Source organism: Mesorhizobium album (assembly GCF_033977205.1).
Lineage (GTDB): Bacteria > Pseudomonadota > Alphaproteobacteria > Rhizobiales > Rhizobiaceae > Mesorhizobium > Mesorhizobium album.
Genome location: NZ_JAVIIW010000003.1, coordinates 20,533 through 37,058 on the forward strand (window position 1 = coordinate 20,533; position 16,526 = coordinate 37,058).

The following is a 16,526-nucleotide window of genomic DNA, read 5'->3' on the forward strand; positions in this document are numbered from 1 at the left end:
TCCATGCTGGTTATTTCTGAAACACTTGCTCGGGATCTCGTGGCCATCGAGGAGGCCTTGGACGCCGTCGAGCAGACCTTCTCCGCCATGGCCCGCGGCCTGGCCCGGAACTACCCTGTCGTGCGGGAAGTGGTCGGCCACGCGGACGCCGTATTCGGCGTGAAGACCGGCGCGGACAATTCTGTACCGTTTCTCGGTCTCAAGGCTGGCGGCTACTGGCCACACAATCTGGCACGTGGATTGACCAATCATCAGTCCTCGACCCTGCTCTTCGATCCCGATACAGGACGGGCTTCGGCTCTGGTTAGCGCCAATTACTTGACAGGCATCCGCACCGGAGCGGCAAGCGCGATCGCCACGAAGCATCTGTCGCGCCCGGATTCCGAGTCACTCGGGATCATCGGGACGGGCACGCAATCTCTCTATCAGCTCAAGGCGACCCTAGCCGTCCGCAGCATTAAGACTGTCCACGCCTGGGATCCCTCGCCAGACAATCTGGCGGCCTTCGGCAAGACAGTTGCCGAGCTTGGCATTGCCTACCGCGCCTACAGAAATCGCGAGGACGCCGTCCGGCTCTCTGACATCCTTGTCACGGTCACGCCCTCCACCAAGGCGCTCGTCGAAAGCGAGTGGGTTGTGCCCGGAACCCATATTTCCGCCATGGGGGCAGATACGCGAGGCAAGCAGGAGCTCGATCCGGGGCTTGTCTCCGCCGCCGCGCTCTTCGTAGACGAGATGGCGCAGTCACTCAGCATAGGCGAATTTCAGCATGCTTACGCACAGGGCATGATCAAGGAAAGTGACATTCGCGGTTCGATCGGCGCCGTCATTGCAGGCATGGCTGATGGCCGCAGGTCGGCGGAAGAGATTACAATTTTCGACGGCACTGGCGTGTCCCTTCAGGATCTGGTCGTGGCAAATCTTGCTGTGCGGCGTGCGACCGACAAGAGCCTCGGATCGCGAGTGGAATTCTGATCACTCCCTGTGGCTGGGCTGCCCGCGGTCGGGTGATTATTCTGTTATCGGCCGCGTCGGGGCATGGCGGCCCGCGAAAAGACTTGACCCCGGCACGGGTTTGCTGGCGCGAACCTCAGATTGCCCTTGCCTGATCGGCCGTAAGCGCCCTCTCCCGGGTGCCGGAGACGATGATCTCCAGGACCTCATGCTCGTCGGTGTTCCTGATGTGGCGGTCACCGACGTTCTCTCCGCGCTTCAGCACCATCACACGGTCGCCCACTGCGAATATATCGACAAGCCTATGCGAGATGATGATCTGGGCGACGCCCTGCTTTTTCAGTTCCAACATGGTCTCGAGGAGCCGATCGGTCGCCATCACCGAGAGGTTGGCGGTCGGTTCGTCGAGGATCACGACCCGTGGCTCGAACGAGATAGCGCGGGCGATCGCCACCGATTGCTGGCGGCCGCCCGACAGGCTCTCGACCTTTTGGAAGACGGAATTCACGTCGACCTTGAGCCGCTTCAGCACGCGGTCGGCCTCGGCGTACATTTTGCGGCGATTGACGAAGGGGCCCTTGCGCGGCCAGCGGCCGAGAAAGATGTTCTGGCCGACATCCATGTTCCCGCAAAGCGCGAAATCCTGGTAGATCATCTCGATGCCGGCATCGCGGCTCTCATGCGGGCTTTTGAAGTGCACCGGTTGTCCGGCAACGACGATTTCGCCGGCATCGCGCTGATAGGCGCCAGTCAGGATCTTCATGAGCGTCGATTTGCCGGCCGAGTTGTCGCCAACCAGGCCAAGGATCTCTCCGGGATAGAGCACCAGATCGACCTTGCGCAGCGCCTGCACGGCGCCGAAGGCCTTTTCGATGCCCCGCATTTCCACGATCGGTTTAGGCAGGGCCGCATCAGGCATCGACGGTTTCCCGGGTTCGTGCGCGTCGCGCGAGGCGGGCTCGCAGGCGACCGAAAAGGTTGGCCTGGCGCACCCAGATGTCGATCAGCACCGCCGCGATGAGGATGACGCCAATGAAGACGTTGATCCAATGCTGCGGCATGCTGAAGCCCTGGACATTGAGCTGCAGGAGCGATCGAACCAGGGTGATCACGGCAGCGCCTGCGAGAGAACCCAGCATGGTGCCGTAGCCGCCGAAGATCGACCCGCCGCCGATGATGACCGACGCGATGGCGTCGAGTTCACGGAACTGGCCCGCTACAGGGTTGAAGCTTCGGAAGTAGGCGACGTTGATGATCCCCGCCATTGTCGCGCAGAGCGCCGACAGCATCAGCGCGATGAAGCGCGCCCGGCTGGTGTTGATGCCCGCATAGGCGGCGGCGCGGATGTTGCCGCCGGTCGCATAGACCTTCTGACCGAATGGCGTGTAGGCGAGCACGATGCCGGCAATGAGGGCGACGAAGGCCATCCAGATTGTCTGCACGCTGACCACCTCCGCTACCGTTCTGAGGATGCCGTCGGGAAGCAGGATGCCGAAGTGAAGCAGGATGTCGTTCACCTTGCGGCCTAGCAGGTTGTAGCCTTCCGGCCATCCGGTTAGTTGCTGGCCGGCGACGAACCATGCGGCGAGGCCGCGCGCGATGTAGAACATGCCAAGCGTGGCGATGAAGGCCGGCAGCTTCAGGCCGACCGCAACGATGGCGTTGACAAGGCCGGCGATCATTCCAGCCAGCAGGCCCATCGCGATGGCGGTGACGGGATCGGCGCCCAGAACCTTCAGGAAATAGGCTGCGGCACTGCCGGCGAGCGCGAGTACCGCTCCGACAGAGAGGTCGATATCGCCGGCCGCGATGACGTAAGTGAGCCCCACCGTGATCAGCGCCAACTCGGTGTAATTGAGCAGGATCGCGAAAGTGTTCGACAGATTCCACCAGTAGTCCGGCCTAAGGAAGAGACCCGTGAGCCACAGCACCACCGTCAGGATGACGGCGAGGGCATCACGCCGGGCGAGGAACTTGCCGAACCCGGTTGCCGACAGCGCGGTGTCAGTCGCCATCGCGCCCTTGGTCACGACGCCCTCGAGCGCGACACCGCCGATCTCGAAAGCGGGCGGCGGCGGCCTTCCGCGCAGCCATGCCCAGAGCCGCGCCGCGACCTGGCGGCGGATCAGATAGGGTTCGATCAGCACGGCGATGACGAGCAGCAGCCCGAGAAAGACCGGCACTGCGCCCACCGGCAGGGAGTAGATGGCGTTGACCGTCACCTCCTCCTCGCCGATCTTGATTGTCCGCGTGATCGGCAAACCCTCGCGCAGCACCTTGTCGAGCAGCACGACCAGCATGGCGCCGAGGCAGGATCCGGCGACGCGGCCGCGACCGCCGAGAATGGAAGCGCCGCCGATGATAACCGCGGCGATGACGGTCAGTTCGCCGCTGACGCCGTAAAGCGGGGTTACGCCTTTGTCCTGGGCAGCTGATAGCAGGCCGGCGACGGTGGCGCAGAGCGAGGACAGCAGATAGGCGCGGATGCGCACCCAGTTCGTCGGTATGCCGGCATAGACTGCCGCCTGCTCGTTGCCGCCGGTCGCGAAGGTCTCGTAGCCCCAGCGGGTATTGGCGAGCACGTAGGCGCCGATCACGGCAATGACCGCGAAGATCGCGATCTGGTTGTTGAAGCCGAAGACGTTCGTCTCACCGAGGTGGAAGAAGAACGGAGCCTCCTTGGCCTTGCCTGGATAATAGATCGCCTGCCCGTGCGTCAGCGCGAGCACGAAGCCGCGGCCGATAAGCAACGTGGTCAGCGTGGCGATGAACGCCGGTACTTTGAGAATGGTAACGAGTACGCCGTTAACAAGGCCGATCAAGACGCCGAGAAGGACGCAGACAATCACCGATGTGGCGATGTCCAGATCGGCAAAGCTCGGCGCGAACAGCCTGGCAAAGACGACGGCCACAAGGCCGTAGATGGAGCCGACCGAAAGATCGAGGTCCTTGTCGATGATGACGAAGGTCATGCCGACGGCGATGATGGCGACCCGCGAGGTGTCGCGAAGCAGTGCATGAAACGCCTCCGACGAGCCGAAGAACGTCGGATTGACGATAGCGCCGCCGAGATAGATCAGCGCCAGAAGGGCAAGCAATCCCATTTCCCAGCCACCGACGAGCTGGGGCGGGAGACGGCGAGCGAGAGCTTCAGCAGTCATATGCACGCGGGTTCCGAAGGGCGAGTGTGCGGGAGGATGCCTGCTCCCCCCGCCATGGATTCAGAATCGCTTCCCAGTTCAGTTCTCGAAGCGCTTGCCGACCTTGCTCACAGTCTCCTTCGTCACGAGTTGGGCGCGCGTGTCCAGATTGGCGGCCGAAATGCCGCGGTCGATCTGCAGATAGAGCTGCATGACCGGATAGAAGCCCTGCAGGAAGGGCTGCTGCCCGAGCGCGCCGGTCAGGTCGCCGCTCTTCAACGCATCCTGCTGCGCCGGACCGAGGTCGAAGCCATAGGCGCAGATCTTGCCGGTCTTGCCGGTCTGGGCGACGGCCTTTGCCAGCGCCGGCGTGAAAACGTTGTTGCCGGCGAACGCGCCGACGACATCACCGCGCGATTCGAACAGCGTCACGATGCCGTTGACCGGATCGTTCGGATTGGTGTCGATGCCGGTATTCTCGGGTCCCGCGTCGACCTTGAAGGCATCGAGCTTGCCGGCGGCCTTCAGGCCTTTGACGATCGCGTTGAAGGCCGAGGTGACGCGATTGTTCACCTCGATATTGCCCATCGCGGTCGATGACGGCAGCACGATCGAGCCCTTCTCGATACCCTTGTCGGCCAGGCACTTGACGAGTGCTTCACCGGCGATTGCCGCGGCGGAGGCGTCCTGGCCAGTGTGGCTGATGCCGCTGCGGTCAAGGATCGTCGCGTCGAACGAATTGGTTGTGGCGACCGGTATGCCCTTGGCCTCGGCGGCCTTGACGATGTCGTTATAAGCGCCGACCTGGGGCGTTGTCATGATCAGCCCATCGATCGTCGGGTCCTGCACGATTTGGTTCAGGATTTCGATCTCGCGGGCGGGGTCGTCGGTCGGAGATTCCGAGCCGAGCAGCAATATCTTGGCGCCAATCAGATTGCCGGCGGCGGTCGCGCCGACATAGACAGGATCGAAGAAGCCGTTGCCGGCCGTATGGGTCACGATCGCAAAAGTGAGATGACCATCGGCCGAATGGAAATCCTTGGTTGTGGGGGCCTCCTTGGCGGCTGCTTCGAAGCTGTAGCCGCCGACCGCTTTCTCGACGCCTCCGGATTGGGCGAAGGCGCAGGGCGCGCCGAGCAACAACGCCGCGGCGCATGCCGCGAGCGGGAAAGAACGTCTCATGATTATCCTCCCTTGCATCCAACGGGCGGAAGCCGTTCGGGCGCAATTTCTAAGGAGATTTCCGAGTGCTTCCTCCCGTTAGGCAATAATCCGCCCAAAGCCTGTCCAAGTAAATAGGCTGCCGCTGCCGCCTCCGGCCATGCTCCGGAATTCGGCCAAGATCTGATTATGCATCGATCCGTCGCGTTCCAATCTAGGCAGCGATCTCGCACGCGAAGGGGAGCCCCTCCGCGGGGTCACGAAACGGCAAACCGAACAGTCGTCCCGCTGAAGGCCCTGCCCGATCATCTGCCCGCGTGAGAAGGTGCTGGTCGGCCAATATTGCCACCATGCGCGGCTCTATCGGCAGTCGCAGATCTCCGTCCGTCTTGTCGTCGACCTTCCTCGTTAGACGCTAGCCGGCCTCCGTCCACCAAATTCTGATTAGTCCACTGACCCGTTCGGTGGTGGCGCTCCCGGAAGGTGCCTCACTACCGCGATGAGCACCCTCTCCTGTCCTGCAAACCGTTTGATGTCAGCGCCTCTTCCAAGCCTTGGGGACGACACCCTGAGCGACACCTAAGTCTTCCGAGGTAGCTCTGATTTTGAGCCGATGTGCTGCGCTCCGGTGAATTTAGTGTAGGCCAAACCGCGATAATCTTGAGAAAAACCCGATACTAGGGCACAATTTGTGAGCGGAAGTGGACAGCTATCTCAAGTCCGACCCTGTCACGACGGGTGACAGTTCGCGTCGGAGGAGCGGCGTCGATGGATCAGGGGTTCTTTCTTCTGTTCGCTGCGGCGTCCGTAGTCGCGGCTGTGACCTTGGTCTTGGCGCGGAATCCAGTTCACAGCGCATTAGCGCTGATGGCGGTTTTCCTTCAGATATCGGCGATCTTCGTCTTGCTCGAGGCGCCGCTGCTCGCAGTCATCCAGATTTTCGTCTATGTCGGCGCGATCATGGTCCTGTTCCTATTCGTGATCATGATGATTGATGTGCGCGAAGCGGTGTTGCAGCGGTTCTTGCCGGGCAGCAACCTGCCAGCCTTGGTGCTGCTCGTCTTGCTCGGGGTCGAGATGCTTGTACTGGTGCTCAGGAGCGACCGCTATTCGGTCGCCAAGCCCGTCGCAATGCGCACCAGCGGTGAGGTCAGGCAGCTCAGCACGACGCTTTTCGCCGACTATCTCCTACCTTTTGAAGTCGCCTCCATCATCCTGCTGGCGGCGCTGGTAGGCGCCATCGTGCTGGCGCGGAAGGAGCCGCAGTGATGGTGCCGCTGTGGTGGTATGTCGTGCTCGGGGTGGTCCTGTTCGTGATCGGAGCGGGAGGCGTACTGCTCAGGCGCAATATTTTGGTCGTGCTGATGTCGCTGGAACTGTTGCTCAATTCGGTCAACATCAATTTTATCGCTTTCGGGCATTACTACGACGACTTCCGCGGGCAGATTTTTGCAATCTTCGTCATCGCAATCACTGCGGCGGAGGTTGCCGTTGCTCTTGGCATCTTGGTCGCCCTTGCGAGGAACAAGTCCACTCTCAAGGTCGATGAAGTGACCATGATGAAAGGATAGCCGGTGATATCGATCCGGCCGCTGCTTGCTGTTGCCGTCCCAATTCTGGCGGCTCTTGCAGTACTCCTTCTAGACAAGCGCGAGAAACTTCGCGATGCCGTCTCGCCGTTGGCCGCGATCGCCATGTTCGCAATTGTCGCCTCGATGGCGCCCACGGTGCTGGCGGGCGGGACAATCGATCTGCGCCTGTTCGAGATTCTGCCGGGGATCGACTTCGCTTTCCGTGTCGATGCGCTCGGCATGGTGTTTGCTACCGTCTCGTCGCTGCTGTGGGTCGCGGCGTCGATCTATTCGATCGGCTACATGCGGCACTTGAATGAGCATGCGCAGACCCGGTTCTTCGCCTGCTTTGCCGCCAGCCTCGCGGCGGCGGCCGGGGGCGCCTTTGCCGCCAATCTGTTCACGTTGGTAATCTTCTACGAGGCGCTGAGCCTCGTAACCTATCCGCTTGTTTACCATCACGAGGATGAGGAGGCATGGGCGGGCAGCCGCAAGTACCTCGTCTATTTGATGGGCGCGTCGAAAAGTGTGCTTCTGGCCGCGCTTGCGTTGACCTACCAGATTGCGGGGTCGCTCGACTTTGTGGCGGGGGGACTGCTGGCGAGGGTCGACTCATCGGCGTCGCTGCTGACCGTCGTCTATTTCTGCTACCTCTTCGGCTTCGCCAAGGCCGCGGTGATGCCGATGCACGCATGGCTGCCTGCCGCGATGGTGGCGCCGACACCGGTAAGCGCCCTCTTGCATGCGGTGGCCGTCGTCAAGATGGGTGTTTTCTGTGTGCTGCGCGTCGTGTTCCATGTCTTCGGCGTCGGGCTGGTGGGCGGGCTGGGGCTCGGCATCGCCACGGCCTATGTGGTCTCGTTCACGATCCTGATGGCGTCCATCTACGCCCTGACGCGGGACGACCTGAAGGCGCGGCTCGCCTATTCGACGGTCAGCCAGCTCTCCTACATCGTGCTGGGCGCTGTTCTGCTGTCGCCCGTCGCGATGGTCGGCGGGATCATCCACATCGCGGCGCATGCATTTTCGAAGATCACGCTGTTTTTCTGTGCCGGGTCGATCTACTGCGCGTCCGGCAAGCGCAACATCAGCGACATGGCAGGCATCGGCCGCAGGTTGCCTTGGACGATGGGGGCGTTCTTTGTCGGCTCCCTCAGCATGATCGGGGTACCGCCGGCTGCGGGCTTCATCAGCAAGTGGTATCTGGCGCTCGGCTCGGCGCAGGCCGGGGAAACCCCGTTCCTTATCGTGCTGTTGGTCAGTTCGATCCTGAACGCCGCCTATTTCCTGCCAGTCAGCTATGCCGCCTTCTTCGGGACGGAGGCGCAGGAGAGCCCGGCGACTGTTCGTGAAATTCCGATGCTGACGATCCCGCTCGTTGCGACCGCCATCCTGTCGGTGGCGATGGGCATCTTCCCGGATTATTTCATCGCCCTGGCGGAAAGAGTCGTCAGATGATCAAGCGCATCGTCGATTTCTTTGGCGATAATAGATATGCGACGAGGCGTCGCCGGCTATTCTATCTGATGCTCGTCCTGATCGTCATCGCCGACTTTTTGGTCTTCCGCGAACACGCCGAATACCTGTGGGATCGGTTGCCCGGCTGGTCTGCTCTCTACGGCTTCGGCTCCTGCGTGCTTCTGATCTTCGTGTCCAAGTTTCTTGGCCATCAGTGCGGGCTGATGCGGCGCGAGGACTATTATGACTGACTTCGTCCATCCGGGCGTACTGTTCATTCTCGGGGCGCTTGCGATCCCCTTCCTGAAAGGATCCGTTCGCAAGGCCTATGTGCTGCTGATCCCAACGCTGGCGATCCTGGCCGTGCTCACCATGCATCCTGGCGGATACGGCGCTGCGCAGTTCATCGGGCAGGACATCATTGTCGCCAAGGTCGACAAGCTGAGTATCCTCTTCGCCACCGTTTTCAGCATCATGGCATTGATCGGCACAGTCTATGCTCTGCATCTGACGCACGCAGGACAGCATATGGCGGCGTTCGTCTACGTCGGCAGCGCGCTCGGGGTGGTATTTGCCGGCGACTACCTGACCCTGTTCCTGTTCTGGGAGGGTATGACGTTTGCCTCTGCCTACCTGGTCTTTGCCCAGCGCAGCGAGCAGGCGTTCCGCGCAGGGTTCCGCTACCTCATGGTCCATATAACCGGCGGCGTTGTGCTGCTCGGCGGCATAATTCTTCATGGGTTCGCCACCGGTTCGCTGCTCTTCGGTCCGGTCGAAGGCGGACTGGACTTCGGCACCTGCCTGATCCTCGCCGGGTTCATACTCAATGCCGCAGTGCCGCCGCTCAACGCCTGGCTGACCGACGCCTACCCGGAAGCGACCGTCACCGGGGCGGTATTCATGAGCGCCTTCACCACGAAGACCGCCGTCTATGTGCTCGCGCGGGCGTTCCCGGGGACCGATCTTCTCGTCTGGCTCGGCACAGTGATGGCGCTTTACGGCGTCATCTACGCGGTGCTGGAGAACGATTGCCGGCGGCTCTTGGCCTATCACATCGTCAGCCAGGTGGGCTACATGGTTGTGGGCATCGGCATCGGAACCGAGATGGCGGTGAATGGCGCCGTCAGCCATGCCTTCGCGCATATCCTCTACAAGGCGCTCCTCTTCATGGGCGCGGGGGCGGTGATTCACGTCACGGGGCGGCGCAAGCTCACCGAACTCGGAGGGCTCTACAAAACCATGCCGGTGACCGTTTCGCTCTACATGGTCGGCGCCTTCGCGATCTCGGCATTCCCGTTCTTTTCAGGCTTCGTCACCAAGTCGATGGTGGTGGCCGCCGCCGCACAGGATCATCGCGCGTTGGTGGTGCTGGCACTGACAATGGCGTCATCAGGGACGTTCCTGCACACCGGGCTGAAGCTCCCGTACTACATGTTCTTTGGCAGGGACCAAGGGCTGGAGGCCCGTGAACCGCCGCGCAACATGCTGGTTGCGATGGGTATGGCAGCGTTGCTCTGCATTGCGATCGGGGTGTTCCCCCAGACGCTCTACGCGCTTCTGCCCCATCCGGTCGACTTCGAACCCTACACCGGCGTCCATGTCACCGAGAGCCTCGGCGTGCTGATGTTCACTGCCTTGGGCTTCGTCATGTTCCTCAGGGCGCTCGACCCGGAGAATACGATCAGCATCGATACCGACTGGTTCTACCGCATGGGCGCGCGGCGCTTCATGTGGCTCGCCGAAAAACCGCTGGCACGCTACGAGAAGGCGGTGAGTGATGCGTCCGAAACCGCTGCGCTTCCCTTTCTGCACGGAATGGCACGGGCAGGACTGCGGGTCGATCTCCACGGCGTGGATGCCTTCGTGAACGCCGTCGCGCGCGCGATCCTGCTCAGCGGTGGGGCCGTGCGGCGGCTCCAGAGCGGCGTCGTGACCCACTACGCGCTAGCGATGATTGCCGGTGTGATCGCGGGGGTCGCCGTATTCGCCATAGTGTGGCGGTAGAGGGCGCGATGACGATCCCTTTGCTTAGCCTCATCGTGTTCACGCCAGCCGTCGGGGCTGCGGCGCTGATGTTTGTCCGCAACGAGGATGTGGTGCGGTGGATGGCGCTGGGCATCACTGTCCTCGACTTCGCGCTTTGCATCGCCATGCTGGGCAGCTTTGACGCCTCCACCTACGAGATGCAGTTCACCGAGACGCATCAGTGGGTGCCCGCGCTAGGGATCAACTACGCACTTGGCATCGACGGAATCAGCGCACTCTTCGTGTTCCTGACCGCGCTGCTGGGCTGGATCTGCGTGCTCGCCTCGTGGGTTGCGATCGACCGCAAGGTGAAGGAGTTCATGGTCAGTCTGCTGGCCATGCAGGCGCTGATGCTGGGCGTATTCTGCGCGCTGGATCTGTTCCTGTTCTACGTCTTCTGGGAGGCGATGCTGATTCCGATGTACGTGATCATCGGCGTCTGGGGCGGCGACGGCCGGATCTATGCGGCGTTCAAGTTCTTCCTCTACACGCTGGCAGGCAGCCTCATGTTCCTGATCGGCGTCATCGTGCTTTATTTCCACGGTGGCGAGACCTTCGATATCCGTACCCTGATGGCGCAGGATCTGCCGTTCCAGGTTCAGTCATGGCTATTCTTCGCCTTCCTGATCGCCTTCGCGGTCAAGGTGCCGATGGTCCCGGTCCATACCTGGCTGCCGGATGCCCATGTGCAGGCGCCGACGGCCGGCAGCATCATCCTCGCCGCCGTGCTCCTGAAGATGGGCGCCTACGGTTTCCTGCGATTCTCGCTGCCAATGCTGCCTCAAGCATCTGTGCATTATTCCACGCTGATGCTGGTCCTTTCGGCGGTCGCCATCGTTTATGGCGGCTTGCTCGCCTTGGCGCAGGACGACCTGAAGAAGCTGGTGGCTTATTCCAGCATCAGCCATATGGGCTTGGTGACGCTGGGGATTTTCACGCTGAACCTCCGTGGGCTCGAGGGCGGCATCCTGCAAATGTTCAATCACGGCGTAACGACGGGAGCGCTGTTCCTGTTCGTCGGCATTATCTACGAGCGGACCCATACCCGCAGCATCGCGGATTACGGCGGGCTGATGAAGGTGGCGCCGGTCTATACGGCGCTTCTTGCACTGTTCGCCTTGTCTTCTATGGCGCTGCCGGGAACGAATTCGTTCGTGGGCGAGTTGTTGGTGCTGTCGGGCGCGTTCGCCGCCAACCTGGCTGTCGGCGGTGCCGCCGTCCTGGGGGCCTTGCTGGGAGCGGCCTATCTGCTTGGCATGTACAGGAAAGTCGCGCTTGGCCCGGCCAGCGTCGGCTTGCCGTTCAAGATCCGCGACGTGAACGCCCGCGAGATGGCGGCGATCCTGCCGCTGGCCGTTTTCGTTCTCTGGGTCGGACTCTATCCCAAGCCCTTTCTCGGAATCATCGACGCCTCAGCGAGGCATCTTCTGGCGCAGGTGCACGGTCGGGGGGGCGCCCAATGACCGCCGCCGCGCTTTTCCAGTCGATTCTGGCGAGCCTGCCCGAGATCGTCGTGGTTAGCGGGGCCTGCATCCTGCTGATCCTGGGGCATTTTGTGCGCAAGGGGCAGGAACATTTGCTTGTCTGGGCCTCAGTCGCAATCGTGCTGATTGCCGCCCTGGGGACACTGATGCTCGCGGGCGAAGTGCGGCCGGCCTACGCGGACATGTTCGTCGCCGACCGCTTCGCGGTCTTCTTCAAGGTCGTGTTCTACGTGGCTACAGTCCTGACATTCCTTCTTTCGCAAAAATATACCGAGATCGAAGCGATCGGGCGCAGTGAATATTATGTACTGCTCCTCTTGGCACTTTCGGGAATGATGATCATGGCTTCGGCGATCGACCTTCTGTCGATCTATGTAGGCCTCGAACTGATGGTGCTGTGCACCTATGTGCTGACCGGTTTCCTGCGGCAGCAGCAGCGGTCGAACGAAGCGGCGCTGAAATACGTGATCCTTGGCGGGGTCTCGACCGCAATTTTCCTGTACGGCGTTTCGCTTGTCTACGGGCTCGTCGGCACCACGCAGCTGGACAAGATGGCCGCGGCGGTCACCGGTGGTCCGCTCGACCCCGGATTGCTCCTCGCGGTGGTCTTTATCGTCGCGGGGCTTGTATTCAAGGTCGGCGCTGTGCCGTTCCACATGTGGGTGCCGGACGTCTATGAAGGCGCGCCGACGACGATCACCGCCTTCATGTCGGTGGGGCCCAAGGCAGCGGGATTCGCTGTGATCCTGCGGGTGTTCCTCAACCCGCTTGTCGCCGCCTCCAATGTCTGGATCATCGTCGCCGTCATTGCAGCAGTGACGATGGCGCTCGGCAGTTTCGTGGCGCTGGTGCAGGACAATTTCAAGCGCCTCTTGGCCTATTCCAGCATCGCCCATGCCGGGTTCGCCATGTTCGGTGTGGCAGCCGGCGGTGCGGACGGGGTGGCCAGCGTGATGCTTTATTTGCTGATCTATGCGTTCATGAACCTCGGCATATTTGGCACCGTCATCATGATGCGGAACGGCAATTTCTCCGGCGAGGTTATCGAGGACTACGCTGGTTTCGCCAAGTCGCATCGCGGGCTGGCGCTTCTGATGCTGCTTTTTCTGTTCTCGTTGGCCGGCATTCCGCCGACGGCCGGGTTCTTCGCCAAATTCTACGTGCTGGTCGCGCTCGTCGAACGGGGCTTCGTCGTGCTGGCGGTGATCGCGGTTCTGCTGAGCGCCGTTGCTGCCTATTTCTACATCCGCATCGTAATGGTGATTTACATGCGCGAGCCCGAGGGCGCGTTCGACCCCGCTCTGACGCCCGCGGTCGGCGCTACCCTCGCCTTCACCGCTGCCGGCACCATCGGCATCGGCCTGTTTCCGGCGTTTTTTCTTAGGCTTGCCCAACACGCCGCAGTTGGCGGTTGACCGATTGGATTTGCAATGGTCCGGCTGACGGAATACTCTGACGGTACTAGAAAGGAATGCCCTCGTCGCTTCCAAAGGGCGCCCGCATCACCGATCCCAAAGGCGTCGGTGGCGGTTTGAGTAAAGCCCTCGGCGGGTGACCGGGGCTGTGCGACGTGACCGGAATGGAGTTCCTGCCGGTACTTTTCATGGTCGCCGGAATTGTTCTGGTGGCGGCAGCTACGCTTTTTGTCTCTTCGCTCCTGCGCCCATCCAATCCCTATCCCGCGAAGAACATGCCCTATGAATGCGGCATGGACCCGGCGGGCGAAGCCGCCGGGGGCCGCTTCAGGGTGCAGTTCTTCATCATCGCGATCCTGTTCGTGGTCTTCGATGTCGAGACTATGTTTCTCTTTCCCTGGGCCGTCGTCCTGAAGGAGATCGGACTGGTCGGTTATGTCGAGATGTTCGTCTTCATCTTGCTGCTTCTCGTGGGCTTCGCCTACGCCTGGCTGAAAGGGGCGCTGGAATGGGAGGTATGAACAACGCAATCCGCGACAGCGTGCTGTTCACCACCGCCGACAGCCTGATCAGCTGGAGCAGAAGATCTGCGCTTTGGCCCGAGACCTTCGGCATTGCCTGCTGCGCCATCGAGATGATCTCGGCAGGGTGCGCCCGCTACGATCTCGACCGCTTCGGCGTGGTGTTCCGGCCTTCGCCGCGCCAGTCCGACGTGATGATCATTGCCGGCACCATAACGCGGAAATTCGCGCCCGTGGTGCGACGGCTCTATGACCAGATGCCGGAGCCGCGCTGGGTCATCGCCATGGGCACCTGCGCCATCTCTGGCGGCGTCTACAACACCTATGCCGTGGTGCAGGGAGCGGAGACCTTCGTGCCGGTGGACGTGCATGTGCCCGGCTGCCCGCCGCGGCCAGAGGCGCTGATGCACGGCTTCCTTCTGCTTCAGGAGAAGATCAAGAAATCGAGGGCGCTGGCCGGGGCGTCTCTGGATCGGGTCGCAGCGCCATGAACGTGGAGACACCCCTCATCCGCACCCTGATGGCGGAACGTTTCGGAGAGGCAATCGAGGAGCTTGGCTTCTCGCATGGGGTTCACGCTTTCGCCGCACCGCCTGACATGATCGTCGATCTTTGCCGATTCCTGAAAGAAGACCCGGCGCTGCAGTTTGATTTCCTGTCCGATATCTGCGGAGTCGATCACTACCCCGAGATGCCGCGCTACGAGGCGGTGTACCACCTCTTTTCGCTGCCGAACAAATGGCGCGTGCGGATCAAGTGCCGCCTCGGTGATCCGCCCCGGGTCCCGTCGGTGACGGGGGTCTGGCGCACGGCCAACTGGCATGAGCGCGAGACCTGGGACATGTACGGGATCAGATTCGAGGGCCACCCCGATCTGCGCCGGATCTATATGTGGGAAGGGTTCGAGGGCTTCCCGCAGCGCAAGGACTTTCCTCTGCGGGGCTACAAGGACAAGCTGAACCCGTTCGGCGCCGAAGGCTCGCCGCCGACGCAGCCCGACCTTGCCACCAAGGACATTCCACAGGGAGGCCGTTCCACACCGCGGACTTGAGATGACCGAAGTCACGGAACTGAGCTGGCCCGAAACCGATGCGCCCCGCACCAGGGAAGTGCTGCTCAACCTCGGGCCGCAGCATCCCAGCACGCACGGAGTGCTGCGGCTGGTACTCGAGCTGGACGGCGAATATGTCGAGCGCGTTGACCCGCATATCGGCTACCTCCACCGCGGCACCGAAAAGCTGGCCGAAAGCTTCACCTACACCCAGATTTTTCCACTGACCGACCGGCTCGACTACCTCTGCCCGCCCTCGAACAACCTGGCCTTCGCACTCGCGGTGGAGAAGCTACTCGGCATTCAGGCACCGATCCGCGCGCAATACATCCGCGTGATGATGGCAGAACTGGCACGGATTTCCGGCCATCTCCTGATCACCGGCGCGCTGCCGATGGACCTCGGCGCCATGACCGCGCTCCTTTACGCCATGCGCGAGCGCGAAATGATCATGGACCTGCTGGAGATGATCAGCGGGGCGCGGATGCACACCTCCTTCTGCCGGGTCGGCGGTGTGCGCGAGGATCTGCCCGACGGGTTCTTCCCCAAGATCCGGGAGTTCTGCGACATCTTCCCGAACCGGATCCGCGACTATGAACGGTTGCTCGACAGCAATCGAGTGTTCCTGAAACGCACGCAGGGAATCGGTGTGATTTCGGCCGAAGACGGCATCGATCTCGGCCTGAGCGGCCCGAACCTGCGCGCCTCAGGCGTCGACTGGGATATCCGCCGCGACGAGCCTTACGAGATTTACGACCGTCTCGATTTCGATGTCATCACCAGCCAGGAGGGCGATTGCTACGCACGCTGGCGATGCCGGGTCGAGGAAATGCGCGAGAGCGTCCGGATAATCGAGCAATGCCTCGACCAAATGCCCGACGGACCGTTCCAGATCGACATGCCGACGATCGCCTTCCCGACGGACAAGGATCGGGTTCACTGCTCCATGGAGGCGCTGATCCAGCATTTCGACCTGTCGGCATATGGCTTCAAGGTGCCGAAGGGCGAGGTCTATTCGGCGATCGAGGCGCCGAAGGGCGAGCTCGGGTTCTACATCGTCAGCGACGGGTCGCCGAAACCGTTCCGCATGAAGGTGCGGTCACCCTCGTTCGTCAACCTTCAGGCGCTCTTCGGGGTCGCCAATGCGCACTATCTGGCGGACATGATCGCCGTGCTCGGCAGCCTTGATCCAGTGATGGCGGAGGTGGACAAGTAGCAGGGATTTGGACGCGATGACGATGCGCGAAAAGATCGAGGAGGCCGCCTCGCGATATCCCGACCAACGCTCGGCGATCATGCCCGCGCTTCTGATCGCGCAAAGGGAACATGGCCATCTGCCGGGACCGGTGCTGGAAGAGGTCGCCGACATCCTCGGCGTCGAGCGGATCTGGGTCTACGAACTGGCGACCTTCTACACCCTCTTCCACACCGAGCCCGTGGGCATGTTCCACCTGCAGCTCTGCGACAACGTTTCCTGCATGCTGCGCCGATCCGAAGACCTGCTGAGGCACCTGGAGGAGGTACTCGGCATCAAGAGGGGCGGCACGACCGCGGACGGGATGTTCACGCTTTCGACAGTCGAATGCCTCGGCGCTTGCGAGATGGCCCCGGTGATGCAGGTCGGCGACGAGTATCACGGCGACCTCGACATCGCGCGGATCGACGCGCTGCTGGGCAGGCTGCGCGCGACGGTGCGGCATGCGACAAGCGCCGAACTCGCGGCCGCAGGGCCGCCAGGAGAATAGC

The 16,526-nt window shown here is 61.9% G+C and carries 16 protein-coding genes; 13 read left to right on the forward strand and 3 right to left on the reverse strand.

What is annotated here, in order from left to right; translation table 11 throughout:
* Nucleotides 1-3 precede the first annotated feature (3 nt).
* On the forward strand, nt 4-975 hold the full coding sequence (locus RFN28_RS03245; RefSeq protein ID WP_320285935.1) for an ornithine cyclodeaminase family protein: 972 nt from the start codon (nt 4-6) through the stop codon (nt 973-975).
* 115 nt (nt 976-1,090) lie between these two features.
* On the opposite strand, the gene RFN28_RS03250 is transcribed toward RFN28_RS03245, so the two are convergent.
* The 3 genes from RFN28_RS03250 to RFN28_RS03260 form a co-directional block, all read right to left on the reverse strand.
* Complete coding sequence (locus tag RFN28_RS03250) at nt 1,091-1,873, reverse strand: ATP-binding cassette domain-containing protein (protein ID WP_320285936.1); 783 nt, start codon at nt 1,871-1,873, stop codon at nt 1,091-1,093.
* Nucleotides 1,866-4,115 carry an ABC transporter permease gene (locus tag RFN28_RS03255; RefSeq protein ID WP_320285937.1) on the reverse strand — a complete coding sequence of 750 codons (2,250 nt, stop codon included), beginning with the start codon at nt 4,113-4,115 and terminating at the stop codon, nt 1,866-1,868. The genes RFN28_RS03250 and RFN28_RS03255 overlap by 8 nt, the downstream gene beginning before the upstream one ends.
* 78 nt (nt 4,116-4,193) lie before the next feature.
* Nucleotides 4,194-5,276 carry a substrate-binding domain-containing protein gene (locus RFN28_RS03260; protein WP_320285938.1) on the reverse strand — a complete coding sequence of 361 codons (1,083 nt, stop codon included), beginning with the start codon at nt 5,274-5,276 and terminating at the stop codon, nt 4,194-4,196.
* Nucleotides 5,277-6,023: 747 nt separating this feature from the next.
* Between RFN28_RS03260 and RFN28_RS03265 the strand changes: the two genes are divergently transcribed.
* From RFN28_RS03265 to nuoE, 12 genes are all read left to right on the forward strand, one after another.
* Entirely contained in the window at nt 6,024-6,524 is a 501-nt protein-coding gene (locus RFN28_RS03265; RefSeq protein WP_320285939.1) for an NADH-quinone oxidoreductase subunit J, read from the forward strand.
* Entirely contained in the window at nt 6,524-6,826 is a 303-nt protein-coding gene (gene nuoK / locus RFN28_RS03270; RefSeq protein ID WP_320286163.1) for an NADH-quinone oxidoreductase subunit NuoK, read from the forward strand. Before RFN28_RS03265 ends, nuoK begins: the two co-directional genes overlap by 1 nt.
* 3 nt (nt 6,827-6,829) lie before the next feature.
* Nucleotides 6,830-8,284, forward strand: a complete 1,455-nt coding sequence (locus tag RFN28_RS03275) for a monovalent cation/H+ antiporter subunit D family protein (protein WP_320285940.1) — start codon at nt 6,830-6,832, stop codon at nt 8,282-8,284.
* Nucleotides 8,281-8,535 carry a hypothetical protein gene (locus tag RFN28_RS03280; protein WP_320285941.1) on the forward strand — a complete coding sequence of 85 codons (255 nt, stop codon included), beginning with the start codon at nt 8,281-8,283 and terminating at the stop codon, nt 8,533-8,535. Before RFN28_RS03275 ends, RFN28_RS03280 begins: the two co-directional genes overlap by 4 nt.
* Nucleotides 8,528-10,288 (forward strand): Na(+)/H(+) antiporter subunit D, encoded by a 1,761-nt coding sequence (locus RFN28_RS03285; protein WP_320285942.1) that lies wholly within the window; start codon nt 8,528-8,530, stop codon nt 10,286-10,288. The genes RFN28_RS03280 and RFN28_RS03285 overlap by 8 nt, the downstream gene beginning before the upstream one ends.
* Before the next feature lie 8 nt (nt 10,289-10,296).
* The gene (locus tag RFN28_RS03290; RefSeq protein WP_320286164.1) at nt 10,297-11,772 is read left to right on the forward strand and encodes an NADH-quinone oxidoreductase subunit M; all 1,476 of its coding nucleotides are present in this window, start codon (nt 10,297-10,299) and stop codon (nt 11,770-11,772) included.
* Nucleotides 11,769-13,208, forward strand: coding sequence for an NADH-quinone oxidoreductase subunit N (locus RFN28_RS03295; protein ID WP_320285943.1), 1,440 nt, complete (start codon nt 11,769-11,771; stop codon nt 13,206-13,208). Before RFN28_RS03290 ends, RFN28_RS03295 begins: the two co-directional genes overlap by 4 nt.
* Before the next feature lie 155 nt (nt 13,209-13,363).
* Nucleotides 13,364-13,729: an NADH-quinone oxidoreductase subunit A gene (locus tag RFN28_RS03300; protein WP_320285944.1), complete on the forward strand. Its 366-nt coding sequence runs from the start codon at nt 13,364-13,366 to the stop codon at nt 13,727-13,729.
* Nucleotides 13,717-14,220 carry an NADH-quinone oxidoreductase subunit NuoB gene (nuoB, locus tag RFN28_RS03305; RefSeq protein WP_320285945.1) on the forward strand — a complete coding sequence of 168 codons (504 nt, stop codon included), beginning with the start codon at nt 13,717-13,719 and terminating at the stop codon, nt 14,218-14,220. The genes RFN28_RS03300 and nuoB overlap by 13 nt, the downstream gene beginning before the upstream one ends.
* Nucleotides 14,217-14,780, forward strand: a complete 564-nt coding sequence (locus RFN28_RS03310; RefSeq protein ID WP_320285946.1) for an NADH-quinone oxidoreductase subunit C — start codon at nt 14,217-14,219, stop codon at nt 14,778-14,780. The genes nuoB and RFN28_RS03310 overlap by 4 nt, the downstream gene beginning before the upstream one ends.
* A 1-nt stretch (nt 14,781) precedes the next feature.
* Entirely contained in the window at nt 14,782-15,996 is a 1,215-nt protein-coding gene (gene nuoD / locus RFN28_RS03315) for an NADH dehydrogenase (quinone) subunit D (RefSeq protein WP_320285947.1), read from the forward strand.
* A gap of 16 nt (nt 15,997-16,012) precedes the next feature.
* Nucleotides 16,013-16,525, forward strand: coding sequence for an NADH-quinone oxidoreductase subunit NuoE (gene nuoE, locus RFN28_RS03320; protein ID WP_320285948.1), 513 nt, complete (start codon nt 16,013-16,015; stop codon nt 16,523-16,525).
* The last annotated feature ends 1 nt before the right edge of the window (nt 16,526 follow it).